The sequence below is a fragment of the Leifsonia sp. Y878 genome (assembly GCF_057669685.1).
This window is the reverse complement of record NZ_JBYHFS010000005.1, coordinates 209,643-223,754: the sequence shown is the minus strand read 5'-3', so window position 1 is coordinate 223,754 and position 14,112 is coordinate 209,643. Positions and strand designations below refer to the sequence as shown.

Here is a 14,112-nt window from a genome sequence, read left to right as displayed (position 1 = left end):
AGGGTCTCGAGACGCTCGCTGGCGCTCGCTCCTCGACCAGCGGGGGCGGCGAGCGCCGCGGCCTGTTCCGGTACGCGGCACAGTTGTAACGTTGATTGGGGCGGCACAGACAGCAGCGGTACGCAAACAGCAGCGGCACACAGACAGCAGCAGCACGCAGAGAGCAGCGGCACGCGGGGCCGCATCCGATTGCAGGCGATCGAGCGCACGCCATCCGAAAGGACGAGGACATGGCCACGGAACTCGTACTCCTCGGTACCGCCGGCGGACCAGTCCCCATTCCGCACAGGGCCGGCACATCCTCAGCGCTCGTCGTTGATGGCGTCGTCTATGTCGTTGACTGCGGCCGCGGCTCCCCCACCCGCTTCGCCGAAGCCGGTCTGCACTTCACCGCCCTGGGTGGCATCTTCCTGACGCACCTGCACGTCGATCATGTGGGCGACCTCCCCGGTATGCTGCTCTACCCATGGGGCACGTCGCCAACGCCCGTGACGGTGTGGGGTCCCGGCAGCCCGAAGACGCTCCCACAGGGCGAGCCGCCTTTCATCCGTCACACGCTGATGACTCCTGACCAGCCGGTGCCGGGTACGAGTGATCTCGTCGCCGGAATCCTCGCGGCCTACAGCTATCACCTGAACGTCATGCCCCTCGATCTTCAGCTGCCTGATGCAGCCACACTCGTGCAGGCCCACGAGATCCTGACTGACCGCCCGGACGAGCCTGCCGATGATGGGTCAGAGGAAGCCCAGGTGATCCTGCAAACGGATGCCGTCACCATCAGCGCCATCACGGTGGCCCACGGTCACGCCCACCCAGCCCTGGCCTACCGTTTCGATACAGCCGACGGCTCTGTGGTCTTCTCTGGCGACACTCGCGCTCATGGCAACCTCGTCACGCTCGCCCAGGGAGCCGACATCCTGGTGCACGAAGTAGTTGACCTCGATTTCCTGGCCGAGCACGGTACCCCTCCTGCCGGTCTCGCGTTGCTGAAGCGGTTGCACACCGACGTCAACGACATCGGCGCGATTGCGGAACGGGCGGGCGTCGCCACTGTTGTCCTCAACCACTACCTGCCTGCTATGCCAGGGACGGTCCCGGCCGACGCCTGGACCTCGCGAGCCTCCGCAGGCTTCAGCGGCAGTGTTATCGCCGGTGAAGACGGAATGCGGCTGACGCTGTAGCGCGCGTCTCACCCGCATCTCACCCGCATCTCACCCGCATCTCACCCGCGTCTCACCCGCATCTCACCCGCATCTCACCCGCAGGGCGGCCCCGTACGCGCAGCACTGTGCGCACGCCACAGTGGCGTGCGCACAGCTGATTCGTTGAAGAGTCGAAAAGACGTTAGTCGGTCAGCTTGTCCTTGATGTCTTCGCCGGCCTTCTTCACTTTCGCGCTCGCCTGATCGACCTTGCCTTCAGCGACTTTGGAATCGTCATTCGTGACGTGGCCGACTGTTTCCTTGGCCTTTCCCTTCAGCTCTTCGGCCGCGTTCTTGATCTTGTCCGTTCCGCTCATGACGTGCTCCTTTTCATTTTCGTGGTTGGTCTGTTGGCCCGAGCCAGTGGTCAGAGTCCACCAGGCAGATTCAACCGGCCCAGACGCCTTGCGTTCGTGTGGCAGAGCGTCTCCGACAGCCGGTCGGCACCGGCGATGCCCGTGTCACGCCACTTGGGGCAGGATCGCAGTGCCGTCCGCACAGGTACGGCGCACATCCTCTGCGCCGCCGTATGCACGATCAGGAAGCATCGCAAAAACAACCACATCGTCATCATGGAACCCGTCGCGAAGCGCCTCCCGAATCAGATCATCAGGATGCGCCGGGTACTCCATGGTCCACAAAAACGCACTCAAACGGCTGCCTGGTTTCATCGAACGACCTTTCAGTTCGCACTTGATACTCGGGGGCATGCACCATCACGGATTGTTCAACCGCGCCGGAGAATCTCACAGCGTCGGGAACCAAGCGTGGGGGCATAGCCCTTTACGTCAAGAACAGTAATCGGACTCCGAGCCCAGCGTTAGGGGGTTGCCGCTTCTTGTCAGTTGAGATACAGCAACCGAGATATATCGTGTGTCCCTAAGCTGGTCTGGGCGTGTTCGACGCCGCTCACGACAGTTCGCGCAACCAGGAAGAGCACATGCCCCACACATTCGTGAAGATCTGCGGTATCACCACGACGGATGCCGCCGAAACTGTCGCAGAGGCCGGCGCAGACGCGATCGGTTTCGTGTTCGCACCCGGCAGTGCGCGCGCGGTCAGTGCCGAGCAGGCCACGTCCCTGGTTGCCGCCGTGGCCGGCCAGCTGGAAACCGTTGGCGTCTTTCGCAACCAGCCCATCGACGAGGTGCTCAGAACCGCGGACCTGGCCTCGCTCACCACTGTCCAGCTCCACGGGGATGAACCAGACAGCGACGTCGACGTGCTGCGCTCTGCAGGGTTTCGCACGATTCGTGCGGTCTCCATCGACGCGTATCGTGCGCTGCGCTCTCGTGCGGAGAAGAGCACTGCCCGTGCGGCTGCAGATTCAGATTCAGATTCAGATTCAGGCGAGACAGATCCGACGCGAATCCTCATCGACGCCGTCTCCCCCGGCGGCGGAACCCTCTTCGACACGTCTGAGCTGGAGACCACGCCGCCTGCCGGCTTCTGGATCCTGGCCGGCGGCCTCACTCCAGACAACGTCGGCGCTCTCGTGAGCAGTCTGCGCCCTGGTGGGGTCGATGTGTCCAGCGGCGTTGAGTCACGCCGCGGGGTCAAAGACCTCGCACTCATCCGCGACTTCGTCCAGGCGGTCCGCTGATCGCAGCGGTGACTGCAGCGGTGACTGCAGCGGTGACGGCGACTGTGACCGCCGCGCGCTAACTCGTGAGCAGCTGGGTCAGCTCGGCATCCAGCTGGATGACGTCGGGTACAAACGAGGCCAGGGTTCCATCTATGTCGATGAGTTGGCCCCTGTCATCCTTCGCGTGACCCGGGATACTCAGCTTCACGTCGGTCTCGACACGATTCATGTGCAGCCCCTGGAGCACGGTGTGCAATTGGATAGCCGCCTTGCCGCCCCCGTGGGTTCCGTACGTGACGATCCCGCCGACCTTGCCCGCCCATTCCGCATACAGAAAATCGAGAGCGTTCTTCAGTACGGCGGGGTACCCCCAGTTGTACTGCGGGAAGACGAAGACGAACGCGTCGTACGAGTTCACCTGTGCACTCCAGGCTCTGGTGTGCTCGTGGACATAGACGCCAGTGGATGCCATCATCGGCTCGTCGAGGAATGGCAGGCCGACCTCGGCGAGATCGATGAGGTCGTAGGCGAGAGCGGTGTTCGGCTGGCTCACGCGGAGGTACCACTCGGCGATATCGACGCAAATGCGATCCGGTCGAGTGCTGCCGATAATCACCCCAGTGGATGCCGGGCTTCCAGCCACTGCATGGTCAGTCACTATGCCACTCCTCCCACACCGCGCTCTCACTACCGCGGGCAGCGGGCCCTAGCTCTCCAGCTGCGGGAGCACCTCGTCGCGCACGGTCTTTCGCAAGACCTTGCCGAGCATGGAGCGCGGCAGGTCGGCGATCTGCACGATTCGACGCGGCACCTTGTACGCGGCGACGAATTCGCGGCAGTGGTCGCGCAGTGCCTTCTCGTCGAGGGTGACATTCGGCATCAGTTCAACGGCTGCGACGACCATTTCACCACCGCGTTCAAGCGGCTTGCCGAAGACAGCGGCATCCACGACGTCGGGGTGCAGACGCAGCGCTGCCTCGACCTCAGAGGGCGACACATTGAAGCCGCCCGTGATGATGAGTTCCTTCGCACGGTCGACGATCGTCGTGAAGCCGTCTTCGTCGACCGTCACGATGTCTCCCGTGCGGAGCCATCCCCCAGGCAGAAGTGTCTTCGCCGTCTCGTCAGCGTTGTTCCAGTAGCCCTGGAAAATCTGCGGCCCCTTGAGCAACAGTTCGCCTGGCTCTCCCTGCGGCACGTCGACAGTGGGGTCGTCGAGTGTGACCACTCTCATCAGGGTCGACGGGAACGGCACGCCAATCGTGCCGGTGCGACGCGTGTGATAGAACGGATTTCCCATGGCAACCGGCGACGACTCCGTCATGCCGTACCCCTCGACGAGCAGGCCGCCAGACACCGATTCCCATAGCTCGACAACGTGGTCAGGCAGGTTCATCGCACCTGAGATGCAGAACTTGCACGAGCGCAGCGAGACGCCGCGTTCCTTCGCCGCGAGCGCTGTGCGCTCATAGATGGGCGGCACGGCGCAGTACACCGTCGCCGGCGACTTCTTCATGGCGTCGAGAATGAGCTTGGGCTCGAATTTCGGGAACAGCACGAGCATGGCCTGCTTGCGGATGCCATACGTGAGATAGAGCGTCATGCCGAACGCGTGGAACATCGGCAGGATCGCATAGAAGATCTCCTTGCGATACTCGGCCCCGTGCATCCACGCCTCACCCTGCAGGGCGTTCGAGTAGAGGTTGAAGTGGGTGAGCATGGCGCCCTTGGGGTGGCCCGTCGTTCCCGACGTGTACTGGATCGCCGCCAGGTCGTCCACGCTCGGACGCGGGTGCTCCGGATCGATGGGCCCGTGACTGAGCAGATCCTTCCACTGGATCGTCCCCGGGGCCGCCGCTGTCAGTGACTTCCGCGATTCGCGGAGGCTCTTCACCGGAAGGTGCATAGCGAGGCGCTTGATCGTCGGGAACGCGTCGAGAAGGTTCACCGCGACGACGTGGTCGATTCTGATATCGCCGGGGAATGCACGAACGGATGCCGCAGCCTTGTCCCATGCGATGACCACGCGGGCCTGGTGGTCCTCAAACTGGTGACGCAGCTCGCGCGCGGTGTAGAGCGGGTTGTGCTCGACGACGACGGCTCCGAGCCGGAGCACCGCGTAGAACGCGACCACGTGTTGTGGGCAGTTCGGCAGGATGAGCGCTACCCGGTCACCGGCGCGCACGCCAAGGGCACGCAAACCTTCTGCTGCGCGATCGACCTGATCACCCAGCTCTGTATACGTCGTCCGACGGCCGAAGAACTCCAGTGCGGGGTGGTCGCCGGCCTCGGCCACTGACCGTTCCAGCATGTCAACCAGTGACTCCGTCGGCAGCTCTATATCGGCGGGGACACCCGGCTGGTAGTTCTTCAGCCAGGGCCGCTCATCTGTAATCGCCATTGTTATATCCTGCCACTTGCCGGGACTGGTGACTCCGGCTACGCCTCAGCGAGAGCCTGTTCTCCCTGTTGCGTCTCATACGCCTGCTGCGCCTGCCGTGCCTGCCGTGCTCGCTTCACCAGGTACATCTCCGCATCCGCGAGACGGAGTGCGTCTTCCGCCGTCCCCGAGTTCACCGCGACAACGCCAACGCTGGCTCCGGAGTAGTCGACGGTGTGGCTGTTCAGCTCGTACACACCAATGGTGCAATCCTCGAGGCGCGTGGCCAGTGCTGCCGCGGCCTCCTGATCGGAGGTTTCTGCGCCGCCTGGCGTCGGGCCGAACCCGATCACGACGAACTCGTCGCCGCCGATCCTGGCCAGCAGGTCGCCCTCGCGAAGGATCGTGCCGAGTCGCTGCGCCATCGACACGAGGAAGTCGTCGCCGGCCTCGTGCCCGTGCCGATCGTTGATCGACTTGAAGCCATCGAGGTCGATGAAGCCGACGAGAATGCATCGAGCGTCTCGTTCACCGATGGCCAGCATCCGTCGCAGGGCAGTGAGGAGTGACCGTCGATTCGCCAGGCCTGTGAGCATGTCAGTTGAGGCATGCGACGCCAGTTCAGCGTTGGCGTCCTGCAGCCGTTGCATGAGGTGCTCGCGCTCAATGTGCTGGGCGATCAGTTTGGAGAACAGCGTGAGCACAAGCTCAGCATTGGACTGTTCTGGCAGCACCGAGGTGCTGACCCCGCACAGGGTTCCGTAGAGGTCACCGTTCTCGGTGGTGATCGGCATACTGAAATAGGTCTGGACGTTCAGCGCCACGGCCAGGCCGGCATCGGCCCACCGCGTCGCTGCGTCATCGCAGTACACGCGCCTCTCGTCATAGGCGCGGCTGCACAGGGTGTCTTCCCACGGCACATCAAGGCCTTCGGCGATCTGCACGAGTCCGACGTTCCGCGAGTACAGGATGTGTTGCACGCCAGCGCTGCGATCGATCGTGGTGAGGTAGGTGGATTCGAGCCCGGTCACCGCCTCGAGCATTTCAAGCATCGGGCGGGTGAGGTCCTCCAGCGACTGTGCAGCAGAGACAGTTTCAGAAATCTGGGCGAGCAGTGAATCCATCTTTCCATTCTGGCTCAATCCTCACCCACTCCGCGATGAGACCCCGCCGCCCCGAATGCCGGAGCACGGGTGCCGGAGCACAGATGCCGGGCGCGCTCAGTGCTTGCGGGTGCGCCAGGCCTTCCATGCCCCAGTGCTCCAGAGCGCCCACGCTACGAGAAGAGGCTGAAACAGTAAGCGGATGCCGCGAGCGCGGTCAGAGTCGAGACCGAACGCATCGCTGTGCGTGACGTACTGCGAGATGTTGCCGGGGAACACCGCAACGAAGAAGGCAGCCACCACCCAGCCAACGCCAATCCGGCGCTGCCGGAGCAACAGGAGGGCTGCCCCGAGCGAGATCTCGACGACACCCGACCCGACCACGACGACGTCATCGTTGGCCGGAAGCCACTCTGGTACCTGAGCGGTGAACTCCTGCCGAGCGAAGGTGAGGTGGCTGATCCCTGCGAACACCAGGAACACGCCGAGGACCACCCGGCCAATGGTGCGCGGGACTGAGCGTGCGGGGGCTGTCGTACGGTGCGTTCGACTCATCTACGGAGGGTAACACCGCACTTGCTCGAGGGAATAGCCAAGCGAGGGATCTAAAAACGACGTCGTCGCCCCGGCGTGACAGCCGCCGCGACGACAGCGGTCTTGGCGATCGGCGATGGCCCTGGGCTCACAGCCGCTCCCACTACTGCCGCGCGTGCGACGGGCGCACCAATGACTCCGACGCGGCCTACTCGTGCAGCTCTCAATGGCATCTCAGTCTCCTCTGCTCTCGGTGCCCGTGAGGACGTCATCCGCTTCATCAGCTTCATCCGCTTCGACGGCGGCGATGATGGCCTGGATGGGAATTCGGCCGTTGGCGATCAGCTGGCCGCCTGCGCGGCGCGCGGCGGATGCGAATGGCGCTGCCCACTGGTTCTCGTACACCAGAACGCCGCCGACGCTACCTGGTTCAAGCGCAGCTGCAAGGTGATCGATGTCTGCTTCTGCCAGCATGTCCCCCAGCTCGGCTTCCAGGACTTCAAGACCCTCTAGCTCTTCGAGGTCAGCGAGCTCGGTGACCTCAATGCCGCCGTCTGCGTCCTTGGCAACGATCAGGAGGTCGATGACTCGGATGATTCCGGCGTCGACAAGACGGAGGAGTTCGGCCGCCATTTCACCGCTGAAACGGGACTCGCCCGCCGGAAACTCAACAATGATGAAGTCAATCGGCCCCAACTCATCCAGTGATTTCTCCGCCATGATTCGTCCCTTCGCCTGGGTGACTCACGCTGGTTGGCAGAGTCTGCGGGCCACAGTACGCCGGGATCGCCGGCGCGAGGCCGAAAAAATCAATCATCGGTAATGGGACCCAGCGCGATCCCCGTCGGCTCACCGGCCGCAGCGCCCTTGAGTTCTATGAAAATGGTGTGCGTGGGCGTCTGGCCGATGTTTTCACCCGTATGGCGCTGGGCAGGAAGCCACACGGCCTGGCCGGCAGCGAGTGAGGTTTCGAACTCGCGACCGTCCAATGAAAGCCGCCGATCAAACGCGGAGAGCGTTACCATCACGCTGTTCGGATGCTCGTGCGGGCTGGTCTTGTCGCCCGGGTCATCGGTGTACTCCAATACCCGCACGAACTCGTTCTCCCAGAGCATCCGATAGTGGTCGGGGTTCGTCACCGTCGGATCGTCGCTGATCATGCGATGACACTACTCGCCACCTGGCCGCCGGGCCTAGATCCGGCGCAGCAGTTCTGAGCAGACACAATTCGTCAGGCAAACAATGGGCGTCGTCAATCATCACGCGCAGGCATCGGGTGAGATTGCCGATGCCTGCCTGCCTGGGGCAGCCTGGTTAGCCTGGGTCAGCCACCCGGATGACGACGTTGCCGACCTTCACTCCCGACTCCACGTAGCGGTAGGCCTCGGCGATCTCATCCAGTGAGTATGTGCGGTCGATGACCGGCCTGAATGCGCCGATGTCCATCAGACCCTTCAGGAAAACGATGTCGTCCCTGGTGTCTTTCGGGATCGGAAAGAGCACCTGTTTGCGCCTGAACAGTGGGGTGCTGAGTGCGAGTATCGGGTTCTGCCACCCTCTACCGAGATCCGTTGAGACGTAGTAACCGCGCGGTTTCAGCAATGCCTTGCACCGGCCGAATGAACTCTTGCCGACGGCATCCAGCACCGCGTCGAATTGCTCGTCGAGACGGGTGAAATCCTCCCGGGTGTAGTCGATGACCCGGTCTGCACCGAGCGACGTCACCAGGTCGAGGTTCTTCGTGTCGCAGACGGCAGTGACGCGCGCACCGAGGTGCTTGACGAGCTGCACCGCCGCCGTTCCGATGGCGCCGGTCGCACCGTAGATGAGCACGTTCTGCCCAGCGACGATGCCGGCTGCTCGAATGATGTTCAGTGCATAGTGGGCGCCCTCGGTACTGGGAACGACCTCGAGGTAGGTCATGCCTGCGGGGATGAGCGCCACCATGCCGGTCTCGCGGATCGTGGTGTACTCGGCCTGGCCGCCGAAGTTCACCCCGTCGTAGCCAAAGACGTCCTGGCCGACCGAGAATTCGGTCACGCCATCCCCCACCGCGTCAATGCGACCGGCAAATTCGTTGCCGAGCGTCTGCTGCTTCGGCGCCGTGAGGCCGCTGAACAGCTTGACGATCGCCGGCTTGCCCCGCAGGAATCCGCAATCGGTGCGGTTGACGGATGCCGCGAATACCCGGATGCGCAACTCACCGGATTGCGGACTCGGGATCTCGACATCCTCGACCCGAAGCACATCGGGTGACCCGTACCGCGTATGAATCGCTGCTCGCATGCGCACAATCTACTGCGGCCAGCGTTCGCAGGGCAGCGCCAGAGGGAACGCGTGTGAGTGAGCGCCACTCACCGCGGCACGAACCTACGCCGGGACGTCGATCCACTCGTACCCGGCGGCCTCGAGCGACGCTCCCCCGGCCGTGACGCCGGCGACGATCGTGGCCAGCTGGCCGGCATCCGCTGTGGCCAACTGGAGCACGGCGTCGCTGCCGTACTCCGTGCCGAGCACCAGCACGCCACGCTGTCGCAACTCTGACTCGATACGACCGGCATCCGCGTGGCCGAGTGAGAGCGTGAAGAGTTCCCGCCGCTCTCGCGCCACCACCAGCCCGTCAGCCTGCGCGGTGTCGATCGCCGTGAGGACGGCCTCGGAGTACGCCCGAACCAGGCCCCCTGCGCCAAGGAGCGTGCCCCCGAAATAGCGGCTGACCACCGCGACGCAGTCCACGAACGAGCGACCGGTGAGCGCTTCGAGCATGGGTCGGCCAGCGGTGCCTGACGGTTCGCCGTCGTCGTTGGAGCGTCGGACCTGTTCTGGGGCGGATGACGGACCGATCACGAAGGCAGAGCAATGGTGCCGCGCGGCCCAGTGTTCCTTGCGCGCGTCGTCGATCGCGGCACGGGCGGCGTCCTCTGTGTCCACCCGCACCAGCCGGCACAGAAACCGTGAGCGCTTGATCTCGATTTCGGCCTCGACCCGGCTGCCAATTTCACCGGAAAGTGTCAGGTCTGCCATCGTCCCAGTCTCGCGCATCCGCTCTCACCGAGTGCTGGCCCCACCGCTCCGGCCGATTCGACGGCGAATCTCGGCCAAAATCACCCGAATAGAGGGGGTGTTTCGTGCTTATTTCGGGGAATATGTTGTGATGTTGGTCATTAGGAGGTATACGCGCACCTGCGTCGGCTACCGTTAGAGGATGACGTCACCCGAAACATCCCCGCAGAGCGAGGCAGAAACTGCCCGCGAAGCGAAGCCCTTCTCCGAACTCGGGCTCTCCGACGCAGTATTGAAGGCGCTTAAAGACGTCGGCTACGAGACCCCCTCGGCCATTCAGGCCGCCACTATTCCTCCCCTTCTGTCTGGCCGCGATGTCGTAGGACTCGCCCAGACTGGAACCGGCAAGACTGCAGCGTTCGCGTTGCCGATCCTGTCGCGCCTCGACATGGCACAGAAGAGCCCTCAGGCTCTCGTGCTCGCGCCTACACGCGAACTCGCACTCCAGGTCTGTGAGGCGTTCGAAAAGTACGCGTCACACATGAAGGGCGTCCACGTGCTGCCGGTCTACGGCGGACAGGGCTACGGCGTTCAGCTGTCGGCCCTCCGTCGCGGAGTCCACATTGTCGTCGGTACGCCCGGCCGCATCATGGACCACCTCGAAAAGGGCACGCTCGACCTGTCGCAGCTGAAGTACCTGGTGCTCGACGAAGCCGACGAAATGCTCAAGATGGGCTTCGCCGAGGATGTCGAAACCATTCTCGCCGACACCCCAGAAGACAAGCAGGTCGCACTGTTCTCGGCAACCATGCCGGCACAGATCCGCCGCATCTCCAAGCAGTACCTGCACGATCCAGAAGAGATCACGGTCAAGAACAAGACCACGACCTCTGCAAACACGACCCAGCGCTACCTGATGGTGTCGTATCCGCAGAAGGTCGATGCGCTGACCCGCATCCTCGAGGTGGAGAACTTCGAGGGCATGATCGTCTTCACCCGCACCAAGAACGAGACAGAGACGCTCGCCGAGAAGCTGCGTGCGCGTGGCTACTCTGCTGCCGCGATCAACGGTGACGTTCCCCAGGTGCAGCGCGAGCGCACCGTCGAGCAGCTGAAGAACGGCAAGCTCGACATCCTGGTCGCAACGGATGTCGCAGCTCGCGGCCTCGACGTCGAGCGCATCAGCCACGTCGTCAACTACGACATCCCGATCGACACCGAGTCGTACGTGCACCGCATCGGCCGCACCGGCCGCGCTGGCCGCAGTGGTGCTGCTATCAGCTTCGTCACGCCGCGCGAGCGTCGCCTCCTCACCGCTATTGAGAAGGCAACCCGCCAGCCGCTGACGCAGATGCAGCTGCCGAGCGTCGAAGACGTGAACGTCACCCGCCTGGCTCGTTTCGATGACGCGATCACCGAGGCACTCGGCCAGTCCGAGCGCCTTGACATGTTCCGCGACATCGTCAATCACTACATCCAGCACCACGATGTTCCTGAGGCCGATGTGGCCGCAGCCCTCGCGCTCGTCGCACAGGGTGAGACCCCGTTGCTGCTGTCTGCTGAGGACGTACGCGCCGCACAGCGCGTCGACCGCGAAGAGCGCGACCGTCAGCGCGAAGCACGCGACGACCGCCCGGCTCGCAGCCGCGACGACCGCTGGGGAGACCGCAACGACCGTGGTTCAGACCGCGGTGACCGTGGTGACCGTGGTGGACGCCCAGAGCGCGCCGAGCGTCCTGAGCGTCGCTCGCGCGACCACTCACGTCCCATGGCCTCCTACCGCATCGAGGTCGGCAAGCGCCACAAGGTCGAGCCGCGCCAGATCGTTGGAGCGCTCGCGAACGAAGGTGGCCTGAGCCGCGAAGACTTCGGAGCGATTCAGATCCTCCCTGAGTTCTCGCTCGTTGAGCTGCCCGTCGACATGCCGAAGGACGTCTTCTCCAAGCTGGAGAACACCCGCATCAGCGGCAAGCTCATTGAGATGCAGCCAGACACCACCGGTGGGCCGAAGCGCGCAGAGCGTGCAGAGCGCACCGAGCGCGCACCGCGTCGCGAGTACGACCGCAACTAGCGCTCGAAGCTAGGGTTCGCAGCTAGGCGCACCACAGAAACCGCTCCCGGGATTGTCCGGGAGCGGTTTTTTGTCGTCGTGGCGGTTCAGCGCGGCATCCTGTCGCCGGGCGCCCTATGCGGCAGGTGCCGCCGAGACCAGCGTGCTGCTGCAAGGCTGTGCGACACGGCGCGCCAGCACTGCGAGGGCGATGACCACGATGAGCGCCACGACAATGCTGACAATGTCACCGGTGGCGGCAGAGCGCGGGATCAGCACGAAGCCGGCGAAGTCGAAGACGGCGTGCAGCACGATGGCCGGCCAGATGCTGGAGGTGAGTCGCACGACGAGCGACGCCACAATGCCGAACAGCAGCGCGAAGAGCACGGTGCGGGCAATGGCCATGGAGTCCTGATCGGGAGCCAACGCCGTCACAACGTGCGCGACGGCGAACCCCACCGATGGCACGAGCACAGACACGAGCGCGCTGCGTGAACGGAATGCGTTGTACAGCACACCGCGATACAGCGTCTCTTCGACGAAGGCCACCAGGATCGCGAATCCCGCGAACATGAGGATCTCCGTGCCTCGCGCAGACACGCCGCCGGCGGTGACCAGCACGCTCAGGGGCAGAGCGGCAGCCAGTGCCATCGCGACGAGCGCGGTCCGGTTCCGTTGCACGGGCCGGAAGCCGACAGCTCCCCAGGCGCGACGCCGGGTGAGAACGACCGCGATGACGATCGCGACCGGGATGAAGCCGAAGGCGAGCGGCGCGTATCCGTCGAGACCGATCAGGTAGCAGACGGTGCCGACCAGTCCCATGAGAACCACGAGGCCAAGCGTGATGCCAACAAGCAGAAGGTATGGCCTGGCCGTGCTGCGCGTGTGAGACAACTGAACTCCTAAATTCTGCGAATACGACTGTATTCAGCAGTTGAGAAGATACAGTTGTATTCACGTCGCTGCAACCCCCAGTTTTTTGCCGCGATCCACCCCGCACATTTCTCGGAGGCACAGATGACGAGCAGTCCCCGCCAGACGGAGTTTGCCGATGCCGCGCTCCGCATCGTTGCGCGCGACGGCCTTGCGGCGCTGTCCTTCCGAGCGGTGGCGAGCGAATCGGGCTGGTCACTTGGCGCCGTGCAGAAGGCATTCGCCACCAAGGGTGCGCTCTTGCTGGCCACGCTCGAACGCGCGCAGGAACAGGTCACGAGCGTCGCATCCGCTGAACCGGCGAAGCCGACGCTCGAACGCTGGCTGGTCGGCCTCGTCGTCGCGACCCTCCCGCTTGACGCCGAGAGGCGCGCTGCCGTGATCGTTGGCGCCGCATTCGCTGACCGGGCACCGTTCGACCAGACGATCGCGGAGCGTTTGACGGCGTCGGATGAGGCTATTCGTGCCCTGCTCGTTCGGCTCTTCGCCTGGCGGAGGGCCGAGGGAGAGCTCACCACACGGCTGGATGACCTCTCCCTCTCCCGTGCCATCCTGGCCTTCGCGGCGGGACTGGCCGGGCAGCTCCTCTATGACCCGCAGCCGGCTCCGGAGGTGGAGGAACTCGTCTCAGAGACGATCGGCGCGCTGCTGTCGGCGTAGGCGCTGGCCGGGTGCCCAGGCAGCTGCAGCTAGTCGGAGTGGGCCGCACCCGACGTCGCCTTGGTATGGATGCGCACGCCATCCTTATGGAAGATGCCCAGAATCTCGGTTGAGCCTGGCCCCGCGCCATTCAGCGAGTGCGGAACGCGGGTGTCGAACTCAGCCGCCTCCCCGGGCTCGAGGATGAGGTCGTGTTCAGCAAGCCTCAGCCGAAGGCGGCCAGAAATGACGTAGATCCAGTCGTATCCGTCGTGCACCCGGCGTTCAGGCGGGTGCTCCTGAGCGGGAAAGACCATCTTGTACGTGTGTGCCGGAGAACTCGCCGGCGACAGCGCCGTGAACTGAACACCATCACGCCGGACCGGCTTCTGGAGTACCCGCGGGTCAGGAACAGCGGCGGGGATCAACTGGTCGAGGCTGATACGCAGCTCGCGCACAATGGGCAGCAGCAGTTCCAGGTTCACCTGTCTCTTTCCACTCTCCAACCGAGACAGGGTACTGACCGACAGCCCGGCTCTCGTCGCGAGCTCCGCCAGGGTGAGACCCTGCTTGACCCTGGCAGCACGGAGACGCGGTCCGACTTGCTCCAGCACAGCATCCACCGGTCCTCCTGTTGCCATTTCCGCAAACCTATTTGCTCATTCGTAATCCTATGCGCAAAGT

Annotated in this window: 17 protein-coding genes; 4 read left to right on the top strand and 13 right to left on the bottom strand. The window is 64.0% G+C overall.

What is annotated here, in order from left to right; all coding sequences use genetic code 11:
• Positions 1 to 230: 230 nt before the first annotated feature.
• Positions 231 to 1,181, top strand: a complete 951-nt coding sequence (locus AC25Y4_RS16205; RefSeq protein ID WP_488121468.1) for an MBL fold metallo-hydrolase — start codon at positions 231 to 233, stop codon at positions 1,179 to 1,181.
• 163 nt (positions 1,182 to 1,344) lie between these two features.
• On the opposite strand, the gene AC25Y4_RS16200 is transcribed toward AC25Y4_RS16205, so the two are convergent.
• Together AC25Y4_RS16200 and AC25Y4_RS16195 are read right to left on the bottom strand one after the other, a co-directional pair.
• Positions 1,345 to 1,518 carry a CsbD family protein gene (locus AC25Y4_RS16200; RefSeq protein WP_488121467.1) on the bottom strand — a complete coding sequence of 58 codons (174 nt, stop codon included), beginning with the start codon at positions 1,516 to 1,518 and terminating at the stop codon, positions 1,345 to 1,347.
• 144 nt (positions 1,519 to 1,662) lie between these two features.
• Positions 1,663 to 1,872, bottom strand: coding sequence for a DUF2795 domain-containing protein (locus AC25Y4_RS16195; RefSeq protein WP_488121466.1), 210 nt, complete (start codon positions 1,870 to 1,872; stop codon positions 1,663 to 1,665).
• 269 nt (positions 1,873 to 2,141) lie between these two features.
• Here AC25Y4_RS16195 and AC25Y4_RS16190 point away from each other — a divergent pair, with 269 nt between their 5' ends.
• Entirely contained in the window at positions 2,142 to 2,804 is a 663-nt protein-coding gene (locus AC25Y4_RS16190) for a phosphoribosylanthranilate isomerase (RefSeq protein WP_488121465.1), read from the top strand.
• 58 nt (positions 2,805 to 2,862) lie between these two features.
• On the opposite strand, the gene AC25Y4_RS16185 is transcribed toward AC25Y4_RS16190, so the two are convergent.
• The 9 genes from AC25Y4_RS16185 to AC25Y4_RS16145 all read right to left on the bottom strand — a co-directional run bounded on the left by AC25Y4_RS16185 (position 2,863) and on the right by AC25Y4_RS16145 (position 9,827).
• The gene (locus AC25Y4_RS16185; RefSeq protein ID WP_488121464.1) at positions 2,863 to 3,444 is read right to left on the bottom strand and encodes an NADPH-dependent FMN reductase; all 582 of its coding nucleotides are present in this window, start codon (positions 3,442 to 3,444) and stop codon (positions 2,863 to 2,865) included.
• Between the two features lie 48 nt (positions 3,445 to 3,492).
• Positions 3,493 to 5,187, bottom strand: coding sequence for a long-chain-fatty-acid--CoA ligase (locus AC25Y4_RS16180; RefSeq protein WP_488121463.1), 1,695 nt, complete (start codon positions 5,185 to 5,187; stop codon positions 3,493 to 3,495).
• A gap of 38 nt (positions 5,188 to 5,225) precedes the next feature.
• A complete protein-coding gene (locus tag AC25Y4_RS16175) occupies positions 5,226 to 6,290 on the bottom strand; it encodes a diguanylate cyclase domain-containing protein (protein ID WP_488121462.1) in 1,065 nt (354 codons plus the stop codon).
• A gap of 96 nt (positions 6,291 to 6,386) precedes the next feature.
• Positions 6,387 to 6,824, bottom strand: coding sequence for a DoxX family protein (locus AC25Y4_RS16170; RefSeq protein ID WP_488121461.1), 438 nt, complete (start codon positions 6,822 to 6,824; stop codon positions 6,387 to 6,389).
• 50 nt (positions 6,825 to 6,874) lie between these two features.
• Complete coding sequence (locus AC25Y4_RS16165) at positions 6,875 to 7,036, bottom strand: hypothetical protein (protein WP_488121460.1); 162 nt, start codon at positions 7,034 to 7,036, stop codon at positions 6,875 to 6,877.
• A gap of 1 nt (position 7,037) precedes the next feature.
• Entirely contained in the window at positions 7,038 to 7,523 is a 486-nt protein-coding gene (locus AC25Y4_RS16160; protein ID WP_488121459.1) for a DUF6325 family protein, read from the bottom strand.
• A gap of 89 nt (positions 7,524 to 7,612) precedes the next feature.
• The gene (locus AC25Y4_RS16155) at positions 7,613 to 7,963 is read right to left on the bottom strand and encodes a cupin domain-containing protein (protein ID WP_488121458.1); all 351 of its coding nucleotides are present in this window, start codon (positions 7,961 to 7,963) and stop codon (positions 7,613 to 7,615) included.
• Positions 7,964 to 8,117: 154 nt separating this feature from the next.
• A complete protein-coding gene (locus tag AC25Y4_RS16150) occupies positions 8,118 to 9,089 on the bottom strand; it encodes an NAD(P)-dependent alcohol dehydrogenase (protein ID WP_488121457.1) in 972 nt (323 codons plus the stop codon).
• Positions 9,090 to 9,173: 84 nt separating this feature from the next.
• Positions 9,174 to 9,827: an IMPACT family protein gene (locus tag AC25Y4_RS16145; RefSeq protein WP_488121456.1), complete on the bottom strand. Its 654-nt coding sequence runs from the start codon at positions 9,825 to 9,827 to the stop codon at positions 9,174 to 9,176.
• Positions 9,828 to 10,008: 181 nt separating this feature from the next.
• Here AC25Y4_RS16145 and AC25Y4_RS16140 point away from each other — a divergent pair, with 181 nt between their 5' ends.
• Positions 10,009 to 11,877: a DEAD/DEAH box helicase gene (locus AC25Y4_RS16140; RefSeq protein ID WP_488121455.1), complete on the top strand. Its 1,869-nt coding sequence runs from the start codon at positions 10,009 to 10,011 to the stop codon at positions 11,875 to 11,877.
• Between the two features lie 114 nt (positions 11,878 to 11,991).
• Here AC25Y4_RS16140 and AC25Y4_RS16135 read toward each other — a convergent pair whose 3' ends face one another.
• Positions 11,992 to 12,750, bottom strand: a complete 759-nt coding sequence (locus tag AC25Y4_RS16135) for a CPBP family intramembrane glutamic endopeptidase (protein WP_488121454.1) — start codon at positions 12,748 to 12,750, stop codon at positions 11,992 to 11,994.
• Positions 12,751 to 12,873: 123 nt separating this feature from the next.
• Here AC25Y4_RS16135 and AC25Y4_RS16130 point away from each other — a divergent pair, with 123 nt between their 5' ends.
• Positions 12,874 to 13,449 (top strand): TetR/AcrR family transcriptional regulator, encoded by a 576-nt coding sequence (locus AC25Y4_RS16130; protein ID WP_488121453.1) that lies wholly within the window; start codon positions 12,874 to 12,876, stop codon positions 13,447 to 13,449.
• Between the two features lie 29 nt (positions 13,450 to 13,478).
• Here the strand turns inward: AC25Y4_RS16130 and AC25Y4_RS16125 are convergent, their stop codons facing one another.
• Entirely contained in the window at positions 13,479 to 14,069 is a 591-nt protein-coding gene (locus tag AC25Y4_RS16125; protein ID WP_488121452.1) for a helix-turn-helix domain-containing protein, read from the bottom strand.
• Positions 14,070 to 14,112 lie beyond the last annotated feature (43 nt).

Bases quoted from the DNA above. Each gene is read 5' to 3' on its own strand.
- AC25Y4_RS16205 (WP_488121468.1), top strand. From the start codon at position 231: ATGGCCACGGAACTCGTACTCCTCGGTACCGCCGGCGGACCAGTCCCC.
- AC25Y4_RS16200 (WP_488121467.1), bottom strand. From the start codon at position 1,518: ATGAGCGGAACGGACAAGATCAAGAACGCGGCCGAAGAGCTGAAGGGA.
- AC25Y4_RS16195 (WP_488121466.1), bottom strand. From the start codon at position 1,872: ATGAAACCAGGCAGCCGTTTGAGTGCGTTTTTGTGGACCATGGAGTAC.
- AC25Y4_RS16190 (WP_488121465.1), top strand. From the start codon at position 2,142: ATGCCCCACACATTCGTGAAGATCTGCGGTATCACCACGACGGATGCC.
- AC25Y4_RS16180 (WP_488121463.1), bottom strand. From the start codon at position 5,187: ATGGCGATTACAGATGAGCGGCCCTGGCTGAAGAACTACCAGCCGGGT.
- AC25Y4_RS16175 (WP_488121462.1), bottom strand. From the start codon at position 6,290: ATGGATTCACTGCTCGCCCAGATTTCTGAAACTGTCTCTGCTGCACAG.
- AC25Y4_RS16170 (WP_488121461.1), bottom strand. From the start codon at position 6,824: ATGAGTCGAACGCACCGTACGACAGCCCCCGCACGCTCAGTCCCGCGC.
- AC25Y4_RS16165 (WP_488121460.1), bottom strand. From the start codon at position 7,036: ATGCCATTGAGAGCTGCACGAGTAGGCCGCGTCGGAGTCATTGGTGCG.
- AC25Y4_RS16160 (WP_488121459.1), bottom strand. From the start codon at position 7,523: ATGGCGGAGAAATCACTGGATGAGTTGGGGCCGATTGACTTCATCATT.
- AC25Y4_RS16155 (WP_488121458.1), bottom strand. From the start codon at position 7,963: ATGATCAGCGACGATCCGACGGTGACGAACCCCGACCACTATCGGATG.
- AC25Y4_RS16150 (WP_488121457.1), bottom strand. From the start codon at position 9,089: ATGCGAGCAGCGATTCATACGCGGTACGGGTCACCCGATGTGCTTCGG.
- AC25Y4_RS16145 (WP_488121456.1), bottom strand. From the start codon at position 9,827: ATGGCAGACCTGACACTTTCCGGTGAAATTGGCAGCCGGGTCGAGGCC.
- AC25Y4_RS16140 (WP_488121455.1), top strand. From the start codon at position 10,009: ATGACGTCACCCGAAACATCCCCGCAGAGCGAGGCAGAAACTGCCCGC.
- AC25Y4_RS16130 (WP_488121453.1), top strand. From the start codon at position 12,874: ATGACGAGCAGTCCCCGCCAGACGGAGTTTGCCGATGCCGCGCTCCGC.
- AC25Y4_RS16125 (WP_488121452.1), bottom strand. From the start codon at position 14,069: ATGGCAACAGGAGGACCGGTGGATGCTGTGCTGGAGCAAGTCGGACCG.